Origin of the sequence: uncultured Pontibacter sp. (assembly GCF_947499215.1) — a bacterium.
Classification (GTDB): Bacteria; Bacteroidota; Bacteroidia; order Cytophagales; family Hymenobacteraceae; genus Pontibacter.
Genome location: NZ_CANMNI010000005.1, coordinates 13,994 through 38,987 on the forward strand (window position 1 = coordinate 13,994; position 24,994 = coordinate 38,987).

Sequence of the window (24,994 nt, forward strand, 5' to 3'; positions counted from 1 at the left end):
TTCATAGGTGGGGCGTTGGTGCTTTATTGTGCTAACGGACTTTGCTAAACTGTGGCGTAGTTAAAGTTTAGATGTGGTTAGAGAATTTTGTTTTTAAGGACTAATTGTTTAGTTCTTCAACATAGGTTTCATCAAGCAAGTAAATCTCCGCTGCTCTCTTAAGCTCCTTATCCACTTCGGTTCCAAACTCGAAGTTGTATATCTGCCAAGTATCCTTTGGCTTGTAGAAAACGAAAGTAAACCTTAGAGGTTGAGCGTCATGCTTGGCTAAATAGCTGTACAGTATCATGCTGTCACCAGCCTTGCGCTTCACAATTAAATCGTAACCATTGAAATAACCAATCTTTCCAACAACATCTTTGAGTTTAGCTGCTAAGTCGCTGGTATTAACATCAACGTTCTTGTTTGACCTGAACAGTTGTGTAACTGCTCTATCAGTGTCTTCCCTGTATGTTTTAAAGAATTGCTCTACTTGTTCTTCGGGCGAGTGTGGTGAGGTGCCAGATTCAGCAGAGCATGTGATGAAGAAAACAGCAGTAAGACAAAGGAGGCTTATTAACAGGAAGAGCTTTTTGTTCATGGGAGCGGGTTTTTATTTGTATAGAAGGTTTTTCTATGATTCTGGATTTAAACTAAAAAAAGAGATCCTTCTCAGGCTTTATGACTTCAATTTTCTCTAACTATCTGCTAGCAGGAGTACCTACTCCCACTATCTGCGCTATATGTAAAATTAAGATTATCTGTTAGGCATCTCCCTCCCACACCAATACAATATACAAAATAATATATACTCTAGATTAGATAATCTACCTGAATACAAGGTGTAGCAAATCTTTAAAACAACACCGAAACCTGCGTTCTGCCCGTATGCACCGCCCCTACACTATTCGCCTTACGGCCGTCGTAGTTAAGCGAGATATTAAGACCATTGCTCAGGCGCTGTTGCACATTGAAAGACCACGTCAGGTTATTGCCGGGGCGAAGGGCGTTTAGGATTTCGTAGCCCACATAGGAATTCTGGTCGCCGTCGAACTCGATGTTCACCCAGCGGACGAGACCCGACACGGTGCGTTTGCTTACTTGGCTCAGCTTCGTCTCCAACCCAAGTTCATGGAACGTGGCTTGCTGCTCGGCATCGGAGGGGGAGAGTTTGTCTTCACGCATGGCTAGTTGGTAAGTACCTGTAAAGCGCAGCTTGGCATTGGGTTGATAGGCCAGCTCCGGAGTCAGCTCCTGTGACACAATACTGAAGTTTTTGGAGCTTAGGAAATTAGATCGGTTGTCGCGCACGTTCTGGGCCAGGCTTACCTTGGAGCTCAGCACTTCGTTCAGGTTCAGGCGGGCGATCAGTTGGTGGTTGCCCACACTGCGCGTCTCAGTGCCATTCGCCAGCAGCGACTTCTGCTGGTTCTGCTGCACCGTATACTCCAAACCATACTTGGGGTTGCTGCGGTTAAAGTAGAGCGTGTTGCGCAGCGATTTGATCAGCGAGATTAGAAACTCATCCTCAAAATCCTCGCTGAAGGGGTTGAAGCGGTTCATCACATCATCATCCGTCGTTTTCTTATCGATGCTCACAAAGCTAAGTGCTGAAAACTTGGCCATAAAACCTTTCACGCCGTCAGCGCTGCGCCAGCTGCGGGGCACGTTGCTGTTGAGGCGGTAGGTAAAGCGGTTGGTATAGGCGTTGATGTACTCGTCCGTCGGTAGGAACACCTTGATGAAACGGCGCTGGTCCACCGTCTGGGCTTCGAGGTAATCGTTCAGGTCGTTGGGGTTGCCCTCGTCGCGGAGGTAGTGCGTGCCCTGCCCCGGCAGTGTTTCCCTAAATATAAAAATGCGCTTGAGCTCACGACCCGTACCCACGGCATAACTCATCTCGGAGCGGAAACTGCCCTCCAGAAAAGAGGTGTTCCAGTCCACACGCGACTGCACAGTCTCTTCATCCTGCCCCTGCTCGAGTTTCAGGTTGCGGTAGGTGCCCTGCAGGGCGATGTCGCTGTCGCGGCCGTACCTGCGCTGTAGCATGGCGTTATACGTCTGACCCACTTCGGGTGCGCCCATCTCCCCCACTGCCGTTGGCCGCAGATCGGTGCGGTAACTGTAATCTACCCGGAAACGGGTCTTGGCGGTATCGCGGCTCTCAACAAAAAGCATATGCTCATCAAAATACATGGCCGAGCCTGTGACCGAGTCGCTGCCCATAGCCGTAATCCTATTTTTATCGAAGCGGTATACATAGCCCGGCTCTATCTTGCCCAACTTATACTTGGCCCCTACATCGCCCCTATACCACTCCGACTCACGATCTCGCTGGTCGCTGTGCAGCATGAAGAAACTATTGCGCAATTCCAGTTTGCCCAGCTGCCTGTGCACGTCCAATGCATGTTGCACCCCGTTTACCTGCTGCTCACGAGCGCGTCGGCTGATACGGTAGTTCACTAAGTTCTGAGGATCGCGCACCGCACCCACCGAAAAGTTAAAAATATGGTCTTCAGCTTTCTGGTTCAAGTTGTCCAAACTCCAGTCCCGGTCAAACTCTATCGGGCGGTAACGGTCAATGGGCTCAAAATTCACATCGGTGTACTCGTAGTTGAGTGTACTATTGAGCTTATACCTGCCCAGCAGCGGCAGCTCGCGGTCCTGTATGGCATAGCCAACCCGCATGGCGGCTCCGTTGTCATCCTGCGCATCGAGTCGGGAAAAGCGGTTGAGGTCGTTCTGCGATGCGGCTCCCTCTACAAAGAAGTTCACGCCTTTCTGCAACTCATAGTTACCGCCCAGCGTGATCAGCTGTTTTTTGCGGGGCGTGGGCAGTATACGTACTGGCGCATAATTACCCTGCGGTATGCCATTGATCGGTGCTACCCAACGGTATACCCGCCCATTCACCGCATTGCTGCCCGTCACGTAATCCCCCCGGTTCATTCCCACCTCCGAAAAACGCACACTGTATACCGCTGAGTCCGGATTGCTGGAAAACACATAAATCTGCTGCGGCATACCGTTGACCATGGTGTCGCGCTGGGCGTACAGCACCTGCGCCGGGTCGAAAGGCACCTGCACGGCCCCCGAGGTAACGGCCATATCCAAGCTGTCGCCTATACCTGACAGTAAGCGCTTTTCCTCGTCGCGCAGGTCGAGGTGCAGCAAGTTGTTTGGGTTGTCGGACTCGTTGTAGTAGTTGGCATGTACCTGCACCTTGCCCAGTTGCTGGTAGTGGCTGGCGTGGTAAATACTGCGGCTGTAGTTCAGGTCTGAGTACTCAAAATCTACCCGGATGCGGGAATTTTTGGTGATGACATGGCGAGTGGTAAAAGTAATCTCAGCTTGGTTGTAGTCGATCACATAGTCGAAGTCGAAGCCACGGACAAGTAGCCGGCCGTCCAAGAAAACCCGCTCAGAATTGGCCAGCACAATGATGAAGCGCTCGTTATTCGGTCCCCTGAGGCGGTATGGCCCCTGCACCCCTTCCAGTGCCTCCACATTCTGTGAGGCAAATTTACCTTTTGATACTGATGCCGCCACAGCGGTAGTCCCCAGTTTGTCAGGCGACTTGCCAAAGGTGGTCTCAAAAGCCCCCCCCTGCACGTTTTTGTAGAACTGCATGAAATAGGAAGGCTTGCTTCGCAGCACCACATCGCCTGCCGAAAGCTGCCATTGCTTGTGTTTGAGCGTAATGTAAACCCGGTCGAACTCATTCAGTTGCTGCGTATTCCCCTCCGGCTGAAAAGGGATATTCTGGTCTGTAATGGCCGCCGTGATGCTGATATCATCGGTCAGTTTGCCGTCCAGTTGCAAATTGAGGGCGGAGTTTACGAACACGTTTTGGGTGTTACCAAACGAAATACCCCGCGAGATGCTACCCGTTTTGTTTAGTCCCGGCGTTTTAAAAATCTCCTCTCGCTGTGCGAAGTCCTCTTTGTAAAAGTCCTTCTGGAAAGAACTCATGTCCAGCTGGCGTATATCTCGCCGAAAGGCAGGCTTGGTCAGGCTGAGTGGCAGTACCCGGTAGCATACCAGTACCGAGTCGGGTAATTGCTGCATCGTTCCCAAGGTATCCATTATCTGATAGACTGGTTTTGGGAATTCCGTCAGTTTGAACTCTTGGTTCGAGTAATTGTAGTCAAATTTAAACTGGTCTTTGCGCGGTCCCATAAAAGTAACCGAACTCACATCGATGGTCAACGTGTCCAGCACCTGTGGATATTCAGTTATATAGATCCAACGGCAAAAGCGGTTGTTTACTGGCAACTGGGCCAGTACGGGAATGCTCAGCAGGAGCAGCGCTATACCTATAATCAGCCCCCGGCTCATGGTTTGGCCAGCGGTAAAGAAATGTAAAACGTCGTCCCCTCTCCCTCTTCTGTCACAAACCAGATGCGACCTCCTGCGTTTTCAATTCCTTTCTTGGCCACGGCCAGCCCTATACCTGAGCCAGTATACTTCGTGCTGAAGTTCGGGATGAAGACTTTCTGCTGAATCTCAACAGGTATACCGCTGCCATTATCTTTAATAGAGATCAGCGCCTTACTCTCCGCATCCACCTTCAGCTCCACCTTTATCTCAGGCTTACGGCTGGCAGGAACGGCCTGTATCGCATTCAAGAGTAAATTATTGAAAGTGCGCACCATCAGTGCCTCGTCGGCCATCACCATCACCGGCTCGGCAGGTATACGCATTTTGGTAGTCACCGAAGCCGGGTTAGTATGCAGATCAGCCGCTTTGCGCAGCGCCATACCCACATCCATCAGCTCTGCCTTCGGTTCAGGCATGGAGGTAAAATTGGAAAAGGACGTGGCGATATCGCTGAGGATGTTGATCTGCGTGATGAGCGTATGCGAGATCTTGTTGATCATCTGCTCGGTATTCGGGTTCTTCTCGGCAATGGCCTTCTGCAGGTACTGCAACGAGAGCTTCATCGGGGTAAGCGGATTTTTGATCTCGTGCGCTACCTGTCGTGCCATCTCCCGCCAAGCCGCCTCTTTCTCACGCATGGCCAGCTCCACCTTGTTCTGCTCCAAGGTCAGCAGCATGCGGTTGTATTCATTCACGAGCATCCCGATCTCGTCGGCTCCTTCGTAAGCCAGCATTTCATTTTTGCCGGCGAGGGAGGTGTGCTTCAGCTTGTCAGCCAGCATACGCAGCGGCACGGTAAGCGCACGCGAGGCGAAAAAGGTCAGAATGATGAACATGATGAACATTACCGTGAAGATATTCATGGTTGTCGTGATCAGTTCGATCAGCTTCAGGTCCAGTTGCCGCTCCGAGTCGAAGAAAGGTATACCGATGAAACCGATCAATTTGTCCGGATCGTTGTCCTGTCTGAGCGGCAGGTATAGCGCATTGAAACTCAGATTGCCGGCCTGCTCATCAAGTAAAGCCCGGAGCGCCTGCCGTTCCGAAATGGCCGCGTAGGCCCTCGGGTTTACCAGCTTCGAAAGCAGTCCCGCCTCAAAAATGAGCGGCTGGCTAGTCACCAGCAGACGCCCATGTCGGTCATAAAGGCTCACATCTGTTTCGGAGAGCGCCGCAATAGAGACCACACGGCGCAGCAACCTGTTCCTGTCATCCAGAATTTCGAGAGTAGTCGGCCGGCTTAAGTGGTCTTGTATCGCCTCACCTTTCTTCTCATAGGTCGAGAGAAGGTCCTTTTTATAAGAAGCTGTTACCAAACCCGCCGTAGCGATACTAACCAGCATAAGCGGCAGCAAAATGCCAAAATTCAAGAACAATTGAATCTTCGTACTGAAGTTCGGCTTGAACTCCCGGATACGCCTGCGCTGTGTTAGAATATACAGCAAAGCCACCACAAGTAGGCAGGCGGTGAAATAAAGGAATAAGAAGGAGAAATTAGACAATACTTCCCGGGCGCCATACTTGCTTGTTGTAATAACCACAGTAGGTCCTGCATCCGTCCGTACACCTAGGTGGTGGAAGCTTGCCTCAGTAGCACCCTGCCTATATAGCTCACTGCGGTTCAGCTGCCCACGGTCAAAGTTGGTGGCATAGTCAAACTCCCCCTCGCTATACGAAAGTCTATTGTGCTCATATATTCCGTAGCTCAGTATGTCGGCTCTAAAAGGCTGCTGGTGCTGTTGCCCTGCCAGTAATTCTGGCACCAAGCTGTTCGGGAGCAACTCTTTTAAACTGAGTTGCAGCACAATTGTGCCGTACTGGTTAGGACTGAGCGGCACCTCGATTAGCTTCAGGTAGAAACGGGTATGCGGCCGCGCCGGATCATTGATCAGGTATAAGTTTTCGTACTCTGTCCGGTTATTTGGTGTGGCGTATTTCTGCCGCAGCTCCTGCAAGGTGGCAGCTGTCGTATCAGCACTTTCCAAGGTACGCCCCTGACTGTCAAACAGCAGGATATTGGCCTCATATTTATCAAAATAGTCAGGCAGAAACTGTCTGGATATCTTGCGCTTGATGAAGAAGGCATCCACGTAAGGCCCTTTCATTTTAGACTGAATCAGCATATCCTCCGATACCCTGACCGCAACATCTTCCTCCAGCAGGTACTCAGCCAACACATCATTGCCTTGCATCAGGTCGAAGGCAAACTTCTGCTTATAGGCGAGCAGTTCATTCTGAAAGTGGGTATACAGAGATGCCGCTCCCGTAAAACCACTTACTGCCATGATCAGGAAGAAGAACAGGTACGTTCGGTATGGCAAACTGATGGCGTGCCGGTTTTGAGCCGCCACCATAATGATCAACCAGAAAATAGTGCCTATGAGAATAATGGGCAACCATTGCAGATCGAACAACAGAGCGAATGCTGACAGTAGTCCGACAACCAGAAGCAGCAGCTTGTAGGGCCACAGCCTGTCCACTTTTCGCAGCAACACATTGACCATCGATGCCAGTATGTAGCCAAACAGGCCCAGCGCAATGGTATGTACAAACATCAACCCATACATTACCAGCTTATACCTACCCAGTTGAAGTGACTGGTTGATGTCGAGTGCGAGCGGAGAGTTATGGTAGATGCCGTAATAAAAACGGAACAGAATGGCTAGCAGTATAAAAAAACACAACAAGGTGAGCCCAAGTGCCAGCCTGCTCTTTTCAGGAGACAGTGCTTTGAGCTTCGCCAATACTTGATTGTTATGAAAGAGATAGAATGCAGCCCACGCCACCGTAACAAGCAACAGCACATTCAGCCCTAAATCACCAACGGAAGGTGACCAGAAAGATGCGGCATAAAGACGTGGATCGAACAATTCTGTTTCCACAATCATGAAGGGGAGGTTGAGCAGCAGCAGTGCTAACCGGAAACCTACCAGCAGCACGAGCAAAAGTACTATACCTTGGGTATGACGTCCGCGATCGAGCAACAGCCTGCTAAGCGTTACACTGAACCACACGAATAATACAGCGCCGAGAATTAGTAAAATCAGCTGCAAATCATCGTAGCCCGAATCGATGCGGTCAACCCCGAAATCCACGGCAAAAAGAAAATCGCCCTCCTGAGAATTTACCTTTGGCAACTTTCCCGGGCTATCAAGCACCAGACGCACATTAGCGTTCCCGAAAATATTCTTCTGAAGTCCGGACGTAAGGTAGTCGTTGCTTATACCGTAATCTACCTGCAGGGGAATGTAGGTGAAAATATGGTACTGTTCGGTTCTGTGCGGAAGGACGATAAACGTACCGTAGCTATTTTTGATCGTGCTGGTATGCTTAGCGGTTGGGGGCAGGTCCAGATCAGGTATAACCGTATGATCTGACCAGAACACAAGTTGTCCTGCTCGGTAAACAAAAGTAGGATAATGCGTTTGGTTGAGAAGTTTAGAGAAGGTCACCTGATCCTTGCTGAGCTCTTCACCAAGCCGCTGTGATTCCTGCTGGGCATCAGCCAATAAATCCTGAACCCGCTGTGTTATGCGCTGCTGTGTTTGTTCCCGATCTGCCTCTAGCCAACTGGTCGGGACCCTATAATGCAAAAAAGCTGTCGCCATAAAGCACAGCACAGCAAAGGCAAACAGGACTATAGGCGCGAATCTTCGGTTCAAAACTGCATCGGATTATCCACGAATTTAAACAAAACGCGGCATAAGAACATGTCTTTCTAGGAGTTAAAGTGTTTGAACAGCCTAAAGACACGATTGATTCCGGGATTTATCAATTCCAATGTGATGGTCGCTCAAATTTCGCACCAGAAAAATGCGGCAGAAGTATAGGTGCATACCTGAGGCAGGTAGGCAAGAAAGGGTTAGTCACGAGAATCGCGACCTGAAAGTAAGAGCTTTTATGTCTGCAGCTAAAAGTTAAAGCAAGTGGTTCAGAATCAAGCTTAAGCTGCTTTGGCCTTCTTCTTTTGGCTACTTTTATACCATAGGAATCCAACAGTGCCAACAAGCACATAAGGAATCAACATCAGATATAGTATGCCTGTGTTCAACCCCGCTCCTACCTGTGAGTCGGAGTCTTCTGAGCTACCTGTTCCAACATTGGATTCAACAGTAGCACGGCACATCGCACATTGACTATAAGCCTTTGTGGAGACGAGGCTTAAAGTAAGCATCATCAAACCAGCAAAAAATACTTTAAAAAGTTGACGTTTCATGATAATACAACAAGTCTAATCTGCACCTAGTTCTAACTATAATACGGTGATATCAAAATATAGACTAGCACCCCCGTTACTGCAACATACAGCCAGATCGGGAAAGTCCATTTTGAAACGCGTCTATGACGGATAAACTGCTCTGTAAGGGCAAAGTACATGGACAGAAGCACAAGTGGCACGATCACTACGGCCAGCACAATATGAGTCAGCAGAATAAAATAATAGAAAAGCTTTAGCATTCCGTCTCCACCGTAAATGGTGCGCTCACCCAAGAAATGGTACGTTACATACGAGACAAGGAAAATGGCCGACAAGCCAAAAGCGGTTGCCATAGCGCCTCTATGTACCTTGATGTTGCCTTTGCGGATGTTGTAATAGCCAATAACCAAGGCCACGGCCGTCATGGAGTTAAGAATAGCATGCAGGGTTGGTAGAAAGGAAACATCTACCGTGTTCGAACCCTCTTTGGGCATAAAGAATAGCATCGCTACCACCACCGGAATGGTGATGGAGAGAATGGCAATAAGAATTAAGAACTTCTTGTCGCTGCCTGCTGCAGGACTATTTTGATTTGCTGTATTCATCTAAAAGTACTTTAATCTCCAGTATGAGGCGATCTACATCTTCCGCATCCGTCCCATCATATATACCACGCACATACCTGTCACGATCTACTAGCATGAACTTCTCGCTGTGAATGAAGTCCTGCTGGCCTTCTACCTGCATAACCGGCAGGTAAAACCCTTTTTGCGCCAATGTATAGATCTCTTCCCTATCACCAGTCAAGAAATACCACTTATTTGTATCAGCGCCATATCGTTCTCCATACTCCTTTAATACTTCAGGTGTGTCGTATTCTGGATTGACGGTGAACGAGGCAATCTTAACCATTGGTTCGTCACGAAAAGCCTCTTGCACGCGCACTAGCTGCGAAGACATAGCTTTACAGATATCAGGGCAAGTAGCAAAAAAGAAGTCGGCTACATAGATGTTGTCATCCAAATCGGCCTGTGAAACAGGTTGCCCTAATTGAGAAGTCAGTCTGAACTCTGGAACCTGATTAAAAAGTGTATCACCTTTTTCATCGCGAACAACTTCTCCTTTGGCATCAACCTGCGGGAAATACCGCTTTAAGGTATAATGATGCTCACCGAAGCTACCGATGAATATAAAAATAAGAATAGGCACTAATAGTAGGATACCTAATATTAGTGCCTTTGAATTACTCATAGTAAGTGTACTTAGTTGAAGTAGTTTCTGATTGAATCAAAGTAGTAGCTTCCTTCGGAAATAAGTGCTACCATCAGCCAGATTACAAGTGCCATAGGAATCAGGATAGACCAGATCAGGGCTTTTGCCTCATGCTTTAAGTGCATGAACTCGGCTACAATGTAAAATGCCTTAAAGATTGTCAGGATAATAAAGATCGCATTACGAAGCGTTCCTGCATCCATAGTAAAGGCGAAAAGGAACTCGACTGCAGTAAGCGCTACAAGAATGAAAAATGTTTTCCAAATAACCTTGGTTTGCGCCTTAGGTATGTCACCTGTCTGCTGATAATCGTTAGAGTGATCCGAATGAGCTGCCATAATTGCTTTATGTTTTAGAGGCAGTCCCGCCGTAAGCGGGAGCTGCAGCTGTTTTAATTATACCTTAAAATTAGATCAGATAGAAGAAAGTAAACACGAATACCCATACAAGGTCTACAAAGTGCCAGTAAAGACCTACTTTCTCCACCATTTCGTAGTGACCGCGCTTATGATAAACACCATTCACAGTGTTGATGAATATCATTACCAGTAGCACAACTCCTGATAATACGTGCGTACCGTGGAAACCTGTAATAAAGAAGAACAGGTCAGCGAACAACGGCGGTCCATACTGGTTCATGGTCAGGTTCGCCCCGAAAATGCGCGTTCCGTCTGCCAACAACATACCTTCGTCAGTACCAGTTATAAAGTGAGCCCACTCCCATGCCTGGCAACCCAAGAAGATGGAGCCAAACAGGATGGTCCACATGAGCCACTTCTGCACGTCATTCTTATCCATACGGTGACCGGCTTCCACAGCTAATACCATGGTAACAGAGCTAAGAATGAGGATCATGGTCATTAAGGCCACGAAAGCAAGTGGCAGATCCACGCCATGGAAACCAGGGAATGCGTTGAATACTTTCTCTGGTATTGGCCACCACTCCGTAGAGAAGGTGAAGTCATCAGGGCTTCCGGTATAAGGCAGATGACTGTGGCGAGATAAGCCGTAAACGATCAGGAGAGCACCGAAAGTAAAGGCGTCAGACAGCAGGAAAAACCACATCATGAGTTTTCCATAGCTAGCTTTTAATGGTTCGTTACCACCATCCCATGTACCTGTTTTAGGTGCTTCCAGCGTAGTTGATGTAGACATAGTTTAATATTGAAAAAAACGTGTTTAGTGATTTAATCTCAAAAATAAATATAAGTAAAGCCAAAGCCCACCTAAGAAGTGCCAGTATATGGTGCACAACTGTATGCGCAGCATGTTCTTAGAATGAACTTTGTATCGAAGGCTTGATACAATGACAATTGCCAGATATATCAGGCCAGTAACTAGGTGAAAACCGTGTACACCCGTTAATACATACAGGAATGATCCTGAAGGGTTACTTGTAACACCTCCGAAGTATACGTTGTTGCCTACCAACTCGGACCAACCATTCCACTGTGCTATCAAGAACATAATACCCAAACCAAAGGTCAGGTATAGCATCAAACGGAGTTTGGCGATGTTATCATTTGCCGCTGCATTATGCGCCAACTGCATGGTCACACTGCTTAGCGCGATGATGACCGTGCTAATGAGCATGATGTTTGGCAGGTCGAATTCAAGCCAGTTGCCTTCAGCGCGACGCACCAAATAGGCGCTCGTAAAGGCTGCAAACATCATAATAATACTAATAATAATCAACCACAGCGTGAACTTTAATGGATGTATTCCGCCTGTGTTGTTCTCCTCTCCCAATGATTTGGCAACCATATCCATATCCTAAATTTTATCTAAAACGAACGCTATCTGCACAATAGGCAAATATAAAAATGACCCAAACATGATGTTCATTGCAGCCTTGTTGGTACAGGTACGCATTAGATGAAACGTCTGAGCCAGAAACAGCACACCACAAACCACGGCAATGAGCGCTGAAGTCGTGCCAGTCATACCAAACTGCAATGGAAGTAAACTAAGCGGTATCAGCACTAAGGTATAAATCATAATCTGAAATGCTGTCTGCAGCGTCTTACCGCCTTCCATTGGAAGCATCTTAAACCCAGCTTTCTTGTAATCCTCATCCAGCACCCAAGCAATGGCCCAGAAGTGAGGGAACTGCCAGATAAACTGAATGCCGAATAAAATCCAAGCCTCTACGCTCAAAGCTCCGGTAGCAGCAACCCATCCAATTAGTGGAGGCAGGGCACCAGGTATAGCGCCGACAAACACGTTAATCGGGCTAATACGCTTCAGCGGCGTATAAATAAAACCGTAAAGAACGAGTGACAAGAGCGCAATAGCAGCTGTCAGTGTGTTAAAGAAATAGCCTAATATGAACAGACCTCCCACTCCTAGGATCACCCCATAAACTGAAGCTTCTGCTACATTCAGGGTGCCTGTCGGTAGCGGACGGTTAGCTGTCCGCTTCATTAGCTTGTCGAGGTCTTTTTCAATAATCTGGTTAACGATATTGGCTGCTCCCGTTACCATTAAACCACCAAGCATTACTAATGCTATCTGTATCCAACTCCCGCCCGGATGTCCTAAAACATAACCTATGGCACTGGAAAAAGCTACCGTAAAACTTAACCTAAATTTGAGAAGTTTGAAATATGCTGCAGCCTTTTGTGCCATGAAAGCTAAGGACAGTACCGATTCTGATCTATCTGTAATCATTAGTTAAGAACCACTACCGGTTTTTCAATCGCCTTTTTGGTGGCGTAATAATAAATAATCAATATAAGAAACTGGACTCCGAATAGCAGCGTAGCTATCGTCAGGTGCAAAGGTTGCAGAAACGCAGGTATGGCAAAATAGGCCATAATAACCCCAAACGCAATCTCCAACACAAGCAGCACCATCATCCAATTCGTCATCACACTCAACCGACGGTCTTTTAGCTTATAAATTAAATAAGCCATATAAAGATGCATCGCCAGTAACAGAATAGAGAAAGAGCGGTGAATATAAAAACTCAACCCAAGTTGATCCACCCAAAGGTCACGATTGGATCCGTTCATTTCAGATGCTACCATATCCACTTCCTCCCGCACCTGCGTTCCGATCAGAATTTGAACGAACGTGGCCAGCGCAACTAAACTAATCACCGTGAAAAGCTTTGGTGAGAACTGGAAGCGGGAATCAATAGATGCGGACTGCGACCTGATAACGGCGTATTGCAGCATTGCCACAATGACCAGAGCAAGCGCCATGTGCACGGTTATGGTAACTGGCAGCAAGTTGGTAGAAACTACAATAGATCCTAGCCACCCTTGAAAACCAACCAGCACAAAACTGAGCAATGAGAGGTAAAATACAGTCTTATCTCTTTTCAAAAATGGAATGGCATAGAGCACAGTCAAAAAGATCAGTATCCCAATCATCACTCCCACTAATCGGTTTAGATACTCAATCCACGTTTTTGTGACATTGAACTCTGTCTCGATGTATTGGGAAGGATGGTCAAAAAGCTCTTTCGAAGCTTGCTCAAACCCCATTTTATCCAGGTACCCGGCTAGTTTCCTGTTTTTCTCTACTCGTTTCTCCTTGTAGATATCCAGATAGTCATCTGGCAATTCACTAACATCAGTTGGAGGAACCCAACTGCCAAAACACTTAGGCCAGTCCGGGCAACCCATGCCTGAGCCCGTGCTTCGCACGATTCCTCCAACTAATATTAGAAAGTATACAGCAAGAACTGTAAGTACTCCAATAGTTCTAAACCTTTTGTAAGGAAAAGATTTATTAGTCATTCTTTATTCTAAATCTCTCTCGTACGGCAGGTTTGAAGACTGCGTCTGAGAGAATGGTACGTTCTGTGGAATGTAATCCTCAGGAGCACCTGGTTTACTATAATCGTAAGGCCATCTGTAAACCGTTGGAATCTCACCTGGCCAGTTACCGTGACCCGGATTAACTGGTGTAGTCCACTCCAGCGTGTTTGAATGCCATGGGTTAGCCGTAGCACGACGACCTTTGAAGATGCTGTAGATAAAGTTGAACAAGAAGATCAACTGTGCGGTAAAGCCAAGGATGGCGGCAATACTGATAAAGCTGTTCAAGTCAGTAAAGGTGTTGAACGCATCAAAGCCAGTCCAAGAGTAGTATCTTCTAGGGAAACCTGCAATACCGATGTAGTGCATTGGCATAAACACTAGGTAAGCAGAAAGGAAAGTCAACCAGAAGTGAACGAAGCCAAGCTTCTCATCCATCATGCGGCCGAACATCTTAGGGAACCAGTGGTAGATACCGCAGAACATACCAAAGAACGCCGCAGCACCCATCACAAGGTGGAAGTGAGCAATTACAAAGTATGTATCGTGCAGCTGAATATCCAGTGCTGAGTTACCAAGAATGATACCTGTCAAACCACCGGAGATGAAGAGCGATACGAATGCGATCGCAAACATCATAGCTGCTGTGAAACGGATATTACCTCTCCAAAGCGTAGCTAACCAGTTGAACACTTTTACCGCAGAAGGAACCGCAATAATCAGTGTCAGGAACATAAACACGGAACCGAGGAACGGGTTCATACCTGTCACGAACATGTGGTGAGCCCACACGACGAACGAAAGTAGGGAGATTCCCAACATGGAACCGATCATCGCTCTGTAACCAAAGATTGGCTTACGAGAGTTTGTAGCGATAACCTCCGAAACAATACCGAAAGTTGGAAGGATAACAATATATACCTCAGGGTGACCAAGGAACCAGAACAAGTGCTGGAACAGAATCGCGCTACCACCTGTGTTGGCCAAAGCCTCCCCAGCGATGTAGATGTCAGACAGATAGAAGCTAGTGCCAAAGCTACGGTCAAAGATAAGAAGCAAGGCAGCAGAGAACAGAACTGGGAATGAAAGTAGACCCAAGATCGCGGTCAGGAAAAACGCCCAGATAGTTAAAGGCAGTTTCGTCATGGACATACCTTTCGTTCTCAGGTTGATCACAGTAGTAATGTAGTTTACACCACCAAGCAGCTGCGATACGATGAACAAGGCCATACTAACCAACCACATGGTCATACCCATACCTGATCCTGAAATCGCCTGTGGCAATGCACTTAGCGGAGGATACACTGTCCAACCACCACCTGCAGGACCAGTTGAAAGGAACAGTGACCAAAACATGATAATGCTTGCTAGGAAGAAAATCCAGAAAGAAAGCATGTTCATGAAACCAGAGGCCATGTCACGGGCACCAATCTGCAATGGGATAAGGAAGTTACTGAAAGTACCGCTCAGACCGGCTGTCAACACGAAGAACACCATAATGGTACCGTGCATTGTAACAAGCGCCAAGTAGAACTCCGGATCCAGTTTACCATTTACAATCCAACCGCCAAAAATCGGCTCAAGAAAAGCAAATGTAGCCTCAGGCCATCCTAACTGTAAACGGAAGATAACTGAGAGAAACCCTCCAACAAAGCCCCAGAAAATACCTCCAAACAAAAACTGCTTGGCAATTACTTTGTGGTCTTGGCTGAAGATGTACTTCTCGAAAAAGTTCTGATCGTGATGATGATCATGCTCTTCGTGAGCATGGTGCACATCTTTATTGATAGAGATATCTGTACTAGACATTGTTGATTTTATTTAATGCTACAACTCTGTTTTTACTTCTTCTGTACTCTTCTCAAGCACCACTTGATCTTTCGTATCATTGGTGAACTTTGTTAGAAGCTGTGGGTTCTGCTCAATGAAAGGTGTTTGTGAAGCTAACCACTCCTCATACTCCTCCGGCTCATCTACAACTAATATGAAGCGCATGGCAAAGTGGCCACGTCCGCAAATTTCAGTACAGGCGACTTCATAATTAAACTCAGCGTTTCCTGTCTCTGTACGCATCTCTGCCGTAGATTTTGAAGGCACGAACCAGAACTTAGTCGGCATTCCTGGCACGGCGTCCATTTTAACACGGAAATGAGGAAGGAAAACACTGTGGATAACGTCTCTTGATCTAATTTTCAGCAACACTGGTTTTCCTTTAGGAACGTGTATCTCACGCGGCATAAAGTCATCCATTGCATTCGGGTCACTGAAATCAACACCCATTTCATTTGTAGCATCGATCAGGTGCACATTAGCCTCACCCAATTTACCGTCTGAGCCAGGGTAGCGAACCAACCAGCTGAACTGCTTACCCATTACCTCTACCACTACAGCATCTGCAGGAGCTGCACTCGTGATGTTTGCCCATGTTTTCCAACCAGCAAATACCAACAGTGCCATTACCACAGCCGGGATCATCGTCCAAACGATCTCTAGTTTGTTGTTGTGTGGGTAGTAGTAGGCACGCTTTTCGTCCTTATGCTGGTACTTGTAAGAGTACACGAACAAAAGGATTTGTGTAATTACAAACACGATACCTATCACGATCATGGTAGTCCAGAAAAGACTATCGGTCCAAGCACCATGCACAGAGGCAAGGGGCTGGTTCATGTCGTCCCACGCATCAGCGAAAGACCATGCGAAAGCTGCACCTCCTCCAATTAGGAAGAGAAGAAGCAGGGCTCCGTTTACTTTATTACTTGTTTTGGTAGTTCCGACAGCACGCTGTGTCGAGCCTCTGAAGATAGAGGCCAGTGTCCCGATCCTGAATAAAAGGAACAGGATAACTAATAACAGGACTATGGATAAACCTATGGCGAACGTAATCATTATATAACGCTTTTAGTATGATCTCTAAACATGGTGGTGAACACTCTCTTCTAGGAACGGGTGGTTTACTGGCACAAGTGATGCTTTTGTTAAGCCCTTTGTGAAGGTAATTAAGAACACACCTAAGAAGATTAGCGTAGTACCAATTTCAATAAATCCAATACCTGCATCAGTACGCATTGTACCTGGCATCATCATGAGGTAGAAGTCTAACCAGTGACCTGCCAATATCGCAATGGTAACGATCTTTAGCATAATCATTTGACGCTTCGCATCTCTTGTCATCAAAACAAGGAAAGGGAATGCAAAGTTTATAATAAGGTTAGTAAAAAATATCCATTTGAAGTGTCCGCCGTTGCCGCCTAGACGCTCGATGAAGTAGATAGATTCCTCTGGAATGTTGGCGTACCAGATCAGCATGAACTGAGAGAACCAGATGTAAGTCCAGAAGATGGAGAAAGCGAATACAAATTTACCCAGATCGTGGATGTGGTTTGCATTTACCAGTTTCAAGTAGCCATTCTGCTTTAGGATGATCACAGTAAGTGTGATTACAGCCAAGCCAGATACCCACCAGCTAGCGAATACGTACCAACCGAACATAGTAGAGAACCAGTGTGTATCAATTGAAAGCACCCAGTCCCATGCAGAAAGTGATGACGTCACACCGAACACTACTAAGAACATAGCTGAGATTCTAATGCTCTTGTGATAGAAGTCAGTGCCTCCGTGCAGGTCCTCGCTGATAGAGTTTCTTCTTAACCAATTGAAAAACAAGATCCAAAGCACGAAGTATACAACCATTCTGATTACGAAGAACCAGAAGTTCAGGAATGGCGCCTTACCAGCGATGATCGGATCGTAGCGTTCATCATTTATATCATATAGATACTCGTGCGTCCAATGGAAGATGTCATGACCACCTAACAGGAACGTGATCAGCATTACGGCACCGCCAATTGGCAAGTAATAGCCCATTGCTTCAGGTATACGCTTGATCAAAACTGACCAGCCTGCATACGCCACGTACTGTACCGCCACAAAGAACACGCCTACCAGCGCAATACCAGTGAAGTAAACGTTATTTAACCAAAGGTTCATGTAGAGCCTTTTAGACCAATGAGCTGCCTCGTGGCCTGCTGCGGCTACTTCACCATGCCCTTCGGCATGATTACCGCCACCCAAGGCAGCTATTATTATACCGGCTATAAGCAATACAACACCTATAGCTATCATTAAGAAAAACTTGTTATTCGTTTTTCTGGAAATGATGAGTCTTTCTTCTGTCATTATCCTTTTGATATTATGCCTTAGACTTAGTTAGTAGGTGTAGTACCTGTTGCTGTAGTATCTGCTGGAGCAGCTGGTGCCTCACCACCTTGCAGTTGCTGCACATACATCACGATCTTCCAACGTTCAGTTGGGTTAACCTGTGAACCATGTGGCATCATACGGCCCCTGCCATTCGTGATCACATGGTAAATGTGACCTGCTGGAAGTTCAGCTACACGACCGGCGGAGTAAGAAGGAACACCTTTGAACTTCACTCCTACTAGTCCCTGACCATCTCCTTGGTCTCCGTGGCATGAAGCACAGAAACGGGTATAGAGCAATTGGCCCTCAGCCAAGTTTTCGTCGTTGTACTCCAGTGGGTTTTTCAACTCCACACCGGCTACTTCCGCCTCATCTTTGGACAAGTACATGTTATAACCCATTTTGCCGCGTGCTACTGAACCAGCTGCCGGCTCACGCATGTTCATACCGCCCGGGTTATACAAGTTCTCCTTAATTTGAGAATATGGATCCAAAGGAATAGAGTGGTACATATCAGGAGCGAATTCAAGACCCGGATCCTGCTCATTGCTACAGGCCACCAGCATGGCGCCTGAGAATAATACGGCAGAGGCTTTAATGCCTAGATTTAATAGACCTTTCATTATTTGATTACCTCCTTCTCATTAACTTCGATAGCACCATTAGAACGAAGCAGATCATTAAGGGCAGTCATATCAGTCTTCCCTTCTTTTACTTCGATCGCCATTACGAATTTATCGTCTGTTGAGCGCTTATCGAAAACATTTACCTTAAAGGATGGCTTCAGCTTTGTTACAATGAAAAATGTGATCACCATACCGAAGGCCGCGCAAAGCACGGTTAACTCGAATGTAACCGGGATGAAAGCTGGTAGCGCGATATGCGGCTTACCACCGATGATCATTGGCCAGTCAAAACCCAGCATCCAGATTTGCATCCAGAGGGCGAATGATGTACCGAACAGACCGCAGAAGAATGCTACAATCGGAAGCCTTGAACGCTTGATACCCAATACATCATCGATACCGTGTACAGGATACGGCGAGAAAACCTCATAGATATTAGTACCGGCAGCCCGGACGTTCTCGATGGCCTGTAGCAGGACATCCTCATCATCGTAGATACCTAGAACGAATTTTTTAGTCATTGCTGTGATGTGTATTAGTGTGCGAATCCTTATCAGTTCCGTGCATTGTTCTGTGCGGATGGTGCTTCACTTCTGAAGATGACTTCAAAATAGCTTTTACCTCCGCCATGTTAACTACAGGGAAATACTTGGCAAACAATAGGAACAGCGTGAAGAATAGACCGATCGTTCCTACATATACCCCGATGTCGATAATAGTCGGAGAGAACATCGCCCATGAAGATGGTAGGTAGTCTCTGTGCAGGGAGGTCACGATAATTACAAATCGCTCGAACCACATACCGATGTTCACGAAAATAGAGATGATGAAAGTAGCGGTAAGGCTTCTTCTGATGCTTCTGAACCAGAATAGCTGCGGCGTAATCACGTTACAAGTCATCATAGCCCAGTAAGCCCACCAGTAAGGACCCGTAGCGCGGTTGATGAAAGCATACTGCTCATACTCCACACCTGAGTACCAAGCGATGAAGAACTCTGTGATATAAGCCACACCCACGATAGAACCAGTCAGGATGATTACCTTGTTCATCGACTCCACGTGCTCTAGGGTGATGTAATCTTCCAGCTTGAATACCTTGCGAGTGATAATCATCAGCGTAAGTACCATCGCAAAACCAGAGAAGATCGCACCTGCCACGAAGTATGGAGGGAAGATAGTCGTGTGCCAGCCAGGGATCACAGAAGTTGCAAAGTCCATCGATACGATCGTGTGTACAGAAAGTACCAGTGGTGTTGCAAGACCGGCAAGGATCAGAGATACAGTCTCATAACGAGACCAAGCTTTGGCGGAACCAGTCCAGCCGAATGAAAGGAAAGCGTAAGCTCTACGGGCGATTGGGCCTGTTGCTCTGTCGCGGATGGTAGCAAAGTCAGGAATTAGACCGATGTACCAGAAAACAAGCGAAACAGAGAAGTAAGTAGAGATCGCGAATACGTCCCAAAGGAGTGGTGAGTTAAAGTTCACCCAAAGCGAACCGAATGTGTTTGGCAGCGGGAGAACCCAGTAAGCCAACCATGGACGGCCCATGTGTAGAACCGGGAACATCGCGGCACAGATTACGGCGAAGATTGTCATCGCCTCGGCTGCGCGGTTAATGGAAGTTCTCCACTTCTGACGGAACAGGAGAAGGATGGCTGAGATAAGCGTACCGGCGTGACCGATACCTACCCACCACACGAAGTTGGTGATGTCCCATGCCCAACCTACTGTTTTGTTAAGGCCCCACTCGCCTATACCGAACCAAAGGGTGCGGTATACGGACCAAAGAAAAATAGCCAGACCTACCAGAGCCACAGCAAGGGCAGCCGCCCAACGTGCGTTGGGTTTGGCCTCCACCTGTCTGCAGACATCTTCGGTGATATCGTGGTATGTTTTACCCCCCGTTACCAGAGGCTCTCTTATCGGAGATACGTGCTGCATAGCGCTATCTAATTTATAAAATTAAGCTAAGTTTCTAATTTTTGTCAGGTATGTCACGTTCGGCTGTACGTTAAGCTCTTCCAGTACGTGGAAGGCACGCTCGCCTTTTTCACGGGCTAGCGTCTTAGCAATACGGCTTTCCGGATCCAGCATGTCACCGAAGATGATCGCATCAGTTGGGCATGACTGTGCACATGCAGTCACGATCTCACCATCTACTGGTCTTCTGCTTTCACGCTTCGCTTCAAGTTTGCCTAACTGGATACGCTGTACGCAGAAAGAGCATTTCTCCATCACACCTCTAGAACGAACTGTTACATCTGGGTTCAACACCATCTTACCGAGGTCGTTGTTCATGTTGAAGTCGAACTTATCGTTGTTAGAATAAGCGAACCAGTTGAAACGACGAACTTTGTAAGGGCAGTTGTTAGCGCAGTAACGTGTACCAACGCAACGGTTATAAGCCATCTGGTTGATACCTTCTGAGCTGTGCATTGTAGCGGCAACTGGGCAAACCGTCTCACATGGAGCGTGGTTACAGTGCTGGCACATCATTGGCTGGAAAATTACACTTGGATTCTCCGCAGGATCTTCCATTGTCTGGTAATCCTTCGGCTCGTGCTCTACCGCGCTGTAGTAACGGTCGATACGCATCCAGTGCATTTCACGACGGTTTAGCACTTCCTGCTTTCCTACTACCGGAATATTGTTCTCAGCTTGGCAGCTAATGGTACAGGCACCGCAACCGATACAAGAGTTAAGGTCAACGACCATACCCCAGTGGTGGTTTTTGTACTCGTAGTCATCCCAAAGTGAGATGGCAGCCGGTTTAGCAGGTCCTTCATGCGTTGCAATACGGATATACTCCGTTACGTCCTTAGGATTCTGCTGATATTTAGCAAGCGTATTCTCCTGTACTACCAAACGATCCATGATTGTGTGGTGCGTTTGCATTTGTGCAATCTCTACAGTTGAGCTTGTCTTTTCTAATTGTACAGCACCTGTGAACAGGATACCATTGTCAGCTACCGTAGCAACCGGGAAGGCATTAGCGCCGCGGCCTTTTGCAGTTGGCATAGAGTCTAACTCACGGCCATAACCCATTGCTATACCTACAGTACCCTGTGCCTGACCTGGCTGGATAAGTGCTGGCAACTCAAGTGTCTTGCCATTAGCATAAGTCACTTTGATCACATTGCCCTGAACAACTTCCATCTCCTCAGCCATTCTGCGTGGCATTGTGATGTAGTTGTCCCAAGTTGCTTTCGTGATTGGGTCAGCCATTTCCTGTAGCCAAGGGTTGTTCGCTTCAGAACCTGTACCAATAGCTACTTTTTCATACACTACGGCTTCAACTCTTCCACTAGCTACAGTTCTTGGGGCACGACCGGCAGCGTCAGCTGCTGTCATTGTACCGGCAGCGGCCGGGCTAAGTGCCAGCATGCTAGTACCGTTCTCCAGCACACCGTCGTGTACTGCTTTCTCCCACTGTGCATCCGTTCCTGAAGCTGTTTTTCTCCAGTTGCTGCGGATATACTCGTAGAAGTTGGTATTGTTGCCGCTCCAAGCCAGCAAGCTGTCTTGCATTTGGCGCGTCATAAAGATCGGGCTGATCACAGGCTGAGCAAGGCTCAGGAAACCTCTCTTTGGCTCGTAGTCGTTCCATGACTCCAAATAGTGGTTGTCTGGTGCTACATAGTCAGCCAATGCTGCCGTCTCCTCCACTCTGTCGGCGAAAGAAACTTTCAATGCAACGCGCTTCAAGCCACTGATCACACGCTCAGCAAGCGGGTGGTCATATGCTGGGTTAGCATTGTAGAAGAACACAGCACCTACGCTACCGTTGTTCATTTCCTCGATCAGACGCAGCATTTGCGCATCGTTACCCTGCTTCACCAAGTAAGGAGAAGCCGTATCGATTGTCGCACCTTCTGCACCAATTGATCTGTTTATGGCTGTTACAAGTGTCTGAACAGCTGGGTCGTTTGAACCAGACACAACCAAGGCACGTCCGTTGTTGGCACGCAGGTCTTTGATCGCGCTGTCAATTGCTTTCTTGTCAACATTGGCTGGAGCGCTAGCACCCTGACCTGACAAACCATTGTAAATCGCTGTAACAACAGCAAGCTCTTCTGAAGGCTTGATCGGAACGCGTACGTCAGCATTCGCACCAGTTAACGACATGATTGTCTCGAACTGGTAGTGACGTGACATCACCGGATTGTCAGCCGTTACTTTTCTATTTTGGATGTATTGTTTCGCAAATGGGATTGGGGCAACCCAAGTACCAAGGAAGTCAGCACCAATACTTACAATAATGTTGGCTTTGCTGAAGTCGTATCCTGGTACTACGCCACCGTTTGCACCGATTAGGGCGGAAGCAGAGTTGGCGTCGTACGTTACGTGCTCAAAATTACCCACTCTAGCGCCAAACTCGTTGATCAGCTGCTTTGTAGATGGGCTGATTACAGTAGAAGATACGAAAGCCACTTTGCCGTTCACACTGGAAAGCGCAGAGCGAATTTCGCTGTCAACCTGCTCCCACTTAGCTTCTTTGCCTTTGATAAGTGGCGTACGCAGTCTGTTGTTGTCATACAAGCTCAACACAGAAGCCTGTGCTTTAGGGCTTGTACCCATTGGCGTGAGCGATGAGCTTGGGTTTGGCTCTATCTTTATCGGACGGCCTTCACGTGTCTTTACCAACACGCTGTTGAAATCACCGTTGTTGAAGTAAGTAGAGGCATACCAGTTAGCAACTCCCGGCTCTACATCAACAGGCTTGTTAAGGTATGGGATCGCCTTTCTTACAGGCGCCTCGCAAGAGGCGAGTGTAGCGGCAGCCAGACCGAAGCCCAACAGTTTCAGGAAGTCTCTACGCGGAGCAGTCATGCCCGCAGACTCACTCTCCCCTTTGGCTTCATTGATCGGCAGGAATTCTGGAAACTCGTTATGAGCGTTTTTCGCGAATTCAGGAGTATTTTCAAGCTCCTCTATTCCTTTCCAGTATTTTATTCTGTCTTGCATATTATATCTAGAAAACTCGAATCCTTAATTTTTAACTGATTAGTAGTGGCACTTTGAACACTCGTTACCACCATTGGATGACACTGTGAAGGCACTCTTCGTAGATTCTTCGTGCAACTTCACTAGGTTGTCATAATATGCATTCCCTTCTGTGTTAAGAGGCGTTTCGCGGTGACAGTCAATACACCAGCCCATCGTTAGTGGAGAGTACTGGTACACAACTTCCATCTCCTGAATAGGTCCGTGACAGGTCTGGCACTCTACACCGCCCACCTGTGTGTGCTGTGAGTGGTTAAAGTAAGCGAGGTCTGGCAGGTTGTGAATACGCACCCACTCAATTGGCTTATTACGCTCAATGGCTTTATAAATCTTCTGTATTTCAGGAGATTCTGCTTTGATCTGGCTATGGCAGTTCATACAGATATTTGCTGAAGGAATACTGGCACTCTTGCTTTCATACACTGTCGTGTGGCAGTAGTTACAGTCAATCTGGTGCTCGCCAGCGTGCAGTTTGTGCGAGAAGGCAATCGGCTGAGAAGGAGCATACCCCTGCTGTATACCTATACCCATCGCCTTATCAAGCGTAAGATCCAGCAGTACAATCACAAAGATCAGTACCACCAGTGTACGAACGGCCTTAGACTTGTATATCTTAGAGAAGTCAAAACGCTGGTTTACAATTTCAGCATCATACTCATCAAGCTGCTTATTCTTGTTCAGGTAGTTCTTCAGCACTGACGTGATCAACAGGAGTGTCACCACCAGCACAATCAGCACTACAATCAGCACTACGAGAATAATGTCTAGGTAACCTCCGATCGCGCCAACCGCGTCTGTTCCTACGTTTTCACCAGGGGCAGCGGCTGTAGCATCGCCAGCAGCAGGAGTTTCAGCACCTGCAGACTCTGCAGATTTGATGTAGGCAAGCATCGATACGATTTCATCATCAGAGAAATTAAATGATGGCATCGCCTGCTTGTTGAACTGGTTGTAAATGGCGATCGCATCCTTGTCGCCAGAAGCGATAAGAGCCTGCGAATTTTTGATCCAACTGATCAGCCATGGCTGCGCTCTGCGCTCATTGATGCCTTTCAAACCAGGACCAACCACTACATCGCTTCCCACAGAGTGGCAAACCACACAGTTGTTCTTATACAGGGACTCGCCTGCACTTACAATACCTGCATCATCTACAGGCAGACTTGCGCCTTGTGCGTAACCAGTGGTCGACACTCCAAAAGAGGCCGCCAAGGCAAACAAGAAGGCAATCAAGAATTTGGTTTTTGCTCTTTTTATACAGCTAATCATAGCCAGGACGCTTGTGTTTAGTATAATGGTGAATTTACTTTACGGGCACAAATCTACTACCTGAAACCCATTAATCAAATATTATATGTTTATTTTTGACCCTATAGACAATATCCCCTTAAGTACAATCACCCTTAGCGCATTTTATGCATTATTTTGTTCCTAAGGCATTTTTTATTTAAAAACATTCTAAATAACACAAGTCTTTGTTATGTATTTCAGCACAAAATATTCTACAAATTCCTCGTTTTCACCATATTCTATTCTCACGCTGCCTTGAACCTATAATTACCTGATTT

At 47.2% G+C, this 24,994-nt stretch carries 19 protein-coding genes; all 19 read right to left on the bottom strand.

The genetic code is table 11. The features are described 5' to 3' along the window. Positions 1 to 100: 100 nt before the first annotated feature. The 19 genes from Q1A04_RS18820 to Q1A04_RS18910 all read right to left on the bottom strand — a co-directional run bounded on the left by Q1A04_RS18820 (position 101) and on the right by Q1A04_RS18910 (position 24,659). Positions 101 to 580, bottom strand: coding sequence for a hypothetical protein (locus Q1A04_RS18820; protein ID WP_299709305.1), 480 nt, complete (start codon positions 578 to 580; stop codon positions 101 to 103). A gap of 254 nt (positions 581 to 834) precedes the next feature. Then, positions 835 to 4,317 (bottom strand): hypothetical protein, encoded by a 3,483-nt coding sequence (locus Q1A04_RS18825; protein ID WP_299709308.1) that lies wholly within the window; start codon positions 4,315 to 4,317, stop codon positions 835 to 837. Continuing rightward, positions 4,314 to 8,021, bottom strand: a complete 3,708-nt coding sequence (locus Q1A04_RS18830) for a HAMP domain-containing sensor histidine kinase (RefSeq protein WP_299709311.1) — start codon at positions 8,019 to 8,021, stop codon at positions 4,314 to 4,316. The genes Q1A04_RS18825 and Q1A04_RS18830 overlap by 4 nt, the downstream gene beginning before the upstream one ends. A gap of 281 nt (positions 8,022 to 8,302) precedes the next feature. Then, entirely contained in the window at positions 8,303 to 8,575 is a 273-nt protein-coding gene (locus Q1A04_RS18835; RefSeq protein ID WP_299709314.1) for a hypothetical protein, read from the bottom strand. 32 nt (positions 8,576 to 8,607) lie between these two features. Next, a complete protein-coding gene (locus Q1A04_RS18840; RefSeq protein ID WP_299709317.1) occupies positions 8,608 to 9,162 on the bottom strand; it encodes a DUF420 domain-containing protein in 555 nt (184 codons plus the stop codon). Then, the gene (locus Q1A04_RS18845) at positions 9,140 to 9,808 is read right to left on the bottom strand and encodes an SCO family protein (RefSeq protein ID WP_299709320.1); all 669 of its coding nucleotides are present in this window, start codon (positions 9,806 to 9,808) and stop codon (positions 9,140 to 9,142) included. Before Q1A04_RS18845 ends, Q1A04_RS18840 begins: the two co-directional genes overlap by 23 nt. An 11-nt stretch (positions 9,809 to 9,819) precedes the next feature. Continuing rightward, positions 9,820 to 10,167: a cytochrome C oxidase subunit IV family protein gene (locus Q1A04_RS18850; RefSeq protein WP_299709323.1), complete on the bottom strand. Its 348-nt coding sequence runs from the start codon at positions 10,165 to 10,167 to the stop codon at positions 9,820 to 9,822. 70 nt (positions 10,168 to 10,237) lie between these two features. Beyond that, on the bottom strand, positions 10,238 to 10,984 hold the full coding sequence (locus Q1A04_RS18855; RefSeq protein WP_299709326.1) for a cytochrome c oxidase subunit 3: 747 nt from the start codon (positions 10,982 to 10,984) through the stop codon (positions 10,238 to 10,240). 24 nt (positions 10,985 to 11,008) lie between these two features. Beyond that, complete coding sequence (locus Q1A04_RS18860) at positions 11,009 to 11,599, bottom strand: cytochrome c oxidase subunit 3 (RefSeq protein WP_299709329.1); 591 nt, start codon at positions 11,597 to 11,599, stop codon at positions 11,009 to 11,011. A 3-nt stretch (positions 11,600 to 11,602) separates the two neighbouring features. Further along, the gene (cyoE, locus tag Q1A04_RS18865) at positions 11,603 to 12,499 is read right to left on the bottom strand and encodes a heme o synthase (protein ID WP_299709331.1); all 897 of its coding nucleotides are present in this window, start codon (positions 12,497 to 12,499) and stop codon (positions 11,603 to 11,605) included. After that, the gene (locus Q1A04_RS18870; RefSeq protein WP_299709334.1) at positions 12,499 to 13,575 is read right to left on the bottom strand and encodes a heme A synthase; all 1,077 of its coding nucleotides are present in this window, start codon (positions 13,573 to 13,575) and stop codon (positions 12,499 to 12,501) included. The genes cyoE and Q1A04_RS18870 overlap by 1 nt, the downstream gene beginning before the upstream one ends. Positions 13,576 to 13,578: 3 nt before the next feature. After that, complete coding sequence (locus tag Q1A04_RS18875) at positions 13,579 to 15,405, bottom strand: cbb3-type cytochrome c oxidase subunit I (protein WP_299709337.1); 1,827 nt, start codon at positions 15,403 to 15,405, stop codon at positions 13,579 to 13,581. Positions 15,406 to 15,423: 18 nt separating this feature from the next. Next, positions 15,424 to 16,482: a cytochrome c oxidase subunit II gene (locus Q1A04_RS18880; RefSeq protein WP_299709340.1), complete on the bottom strand. Its 1,059-nt coding sequence runs from the start codon at positions 16,480 to 16,482 to the stop codon at positions 15,424 to 15,426. A gap of 24 nt (positions 16,483 to 16,506) precedes the next feature. Next, entirely contained in the window at positions 16,507 to 17,772 is a 1,266-nt protein-coding gene (locus Q1A04_RS18885; RefSeq protein ID WP_299709343.1) for a quinol:cytochrome C oxidoreductase, read from the bottom strand. Positions 17,773 to 17,798: 26 nt separating this feature from the next. Continuing rightward, the gene (locus Q1A04_RS18890; RefSeq protein ID WP_299709346.1) at positions 17,799 to 18,419 is read right to left on the bottom strand and encodes a cytochrome c; all 621 of its coding nucleotides are present in this window, start codon (positions 18,417 to 18,419) and stop codon (positions 17,799 to 17,801) included. Beyond that, positions 18,419 to 18,943: a DUF3341 domain-containing protein gene (locus Q1A04_RS18895; RefSeq protein WP_299709349.1), complete on the bottom strand. Its 525-nt coding sequence runs from the start codon at positions 18,941 to 18,943 to the stop codon at positions 18,419 to 18,421. Before Q1A04_RS18895 ends, Q1A04_RS18890 begins: the two co-directional genes overlap by 1 nt. Further along, positions 18,936 to 20,363: an NrfD/PsrC family molybdoenzyme membrane anchor subunit gene (gene nrfD / locus Q1A04_RS18900; RefSeq protein ID WP_299709352.1), complete on the bottom strand. Its 1,428-nt coding sequence runs from the start codon at positions 20,361 to 20,363 to the stop codon at positions 18,936 to 18,938. Before nrfD ends, Q1A04_RS18895 begins: the two co-directional genes overlap by 8 nt. A gap of 21 nt (positions 20,364 to 20,384) precedes the next feature. After that, complete coding sequence (locus Q1A04_RS18905; protein ID WP_299709355.1) at positions 20,385 to 23,387, bottom strand: TAT-variant-translocated molybdopterin oxidoreductase; 3,003 nt, start codon at positions 23,385 to 23,387, stop codon at positions 20,385 to 20,387. A gap of 39 nt (positions 23,388 to 23,426) precedes the next feature. Next, positions 23,427 to 24,659: a c-type cytochrome gene (locus Q1A04_RS18910; RefSeq protein WP_299709359.1), complete on the bottom strand. Its 1,233-nt coding sequence runs from the start codon at positions 24,657 to 24,659 to the stop codon at positions 23,427 to 23,429. Between the last annotated feature and the right edge of the window lie 335 nt (positions 24,660 to 24,994).

What these genes read in the sequence shown, in the direction of transcription:
- Q1A04_RS18820 (WP_299709305.1), bottom strand. Translation starts at nt 580, where the DNA reads ATGAACAAAAAGCTCTTCCTGTTAATAAGCCTCCTTTGTCTTACTGCT.
- Q1A04_RS18825 (WP_299709308.1), bottom strand. Translation starts at nt 4,317, where the DNA reads ATGAGCCGGGGGCTGATTATAGGTATAGCGCTGCTCCTGCTGAGCATT.
- Q1A04_RS18835 (WP_299709314.1), bottom strand. Translation starts at nt 8,575, where the DNA reads ATGAAACGTCAACTTTTTAAAGTATTTTTTGCTGGTTTGATGATGCTT.
- Q1A04_RS18840 (WP_299709317.1), bottom strand. Translation starts at nt 9,162, where the DNA reads ATGAATACAGCAAATCAAAATAGTCCTGCAGCAGGCAGCGACAAGAAG.
- Q1A04_RS18845 (WP_299709320.1), bottom strand. Translation starts at nt 9,808, where the DNA reads ATGAGTAATTCAAAGGCACTAATATTAGGTATCCTACTATTAGTGCCT.
- Q1A04_RS18850 (WP_299709323.1), bottom strand. Translation starts at nt 10,167, where the DNA reads ATGGCAGCTCATTCGGATCACTCTAACGATTATCAGCAGACAGGTGAC.
- Q1A04_RS18855 (WP_299709326.1), bottom strand. Translation starts at nt 10,984, where the DNA reads ATGTCTACATCAACTACGCTGGAAGCACCTAAAACAGGTACATGGGAT.
- Q1A04_RS18860 (WP_299709329.1), bottom strand. Translation starts at nt 11,599, where the DNA reads ATGGATATGGTTGCCAAATCATTGGGAGAGGAGAACAACACAGGCGGA.
- cyoE (WP_299709331.1), bottom strand. Translation starts at nt 12,499, where the DNA reads ATGATTACAGATAGATCAGAATCGGTACTGTCCTTAGCTTTCATGGCA.
- Q1A04_RS18870 (WP_299709334.1), bottom strand. Translation starts at nt 13,575, where the DNA reads ATGACTAATAAATCTTTTCCTTACAAAAGGTTTAGAACTATTGGAGTA.
- Q1A04_RS18875 (WP_299709337.1), bottom strand. Translation starts at nt 15,405, where the DNA reads ATGTCTAGTACAGATATCTCTATCAATAAAGATGTGCACCATGCTCAC.
- Q1A04_RS18880 (WP_299709340.1), bottom strand. Translation starts at nt 16,482, where the DNA reads ATGATTACGTTCGCCATAGGTTTATCCATAGTCCTGTTATTAGTTATC.
- Q1A04_RS18885 (WP_299709343.1), bottom strand. Translation starts at nt 17,772, where the DNA reads ATGACAGAAGAAAGACTCATCATTTCCAGAAAAACGAATAACAAGTTT.
- Q1A04_RS18890 (WP_299709346.1), bottom strand. Translation starts at nt 18,419, where the DNA reads ATGAAAGGTCTATTAAATCTAGGCATTAAAGCCTCTGCCGTATTATTC.
- Q1A04_RS18895 (WP_299709349.1), bottom strand. Translation starts at nt 18,943, where the DNA reads ATGACTAAAAAATTCGTTCTAGGTATCTACGATGATGAGGATGTCCTG.
- nrfD (WP_299709352.1), bottom strand. Translation starts at nt 20,363, where the DNA reads ATGCAGCACGTATCTCCGATAAGAGAGCCTCTGGTAACGGGGGGTAAA.
- Q1A04_RS18905 (WP_299709355.1), bottom strand. Translation starts at nt 23,387, where the DNA reads ATGCAAGACAGAATAAAATACTGGAAAGGAATAGAGGAGCTTGAAAAT.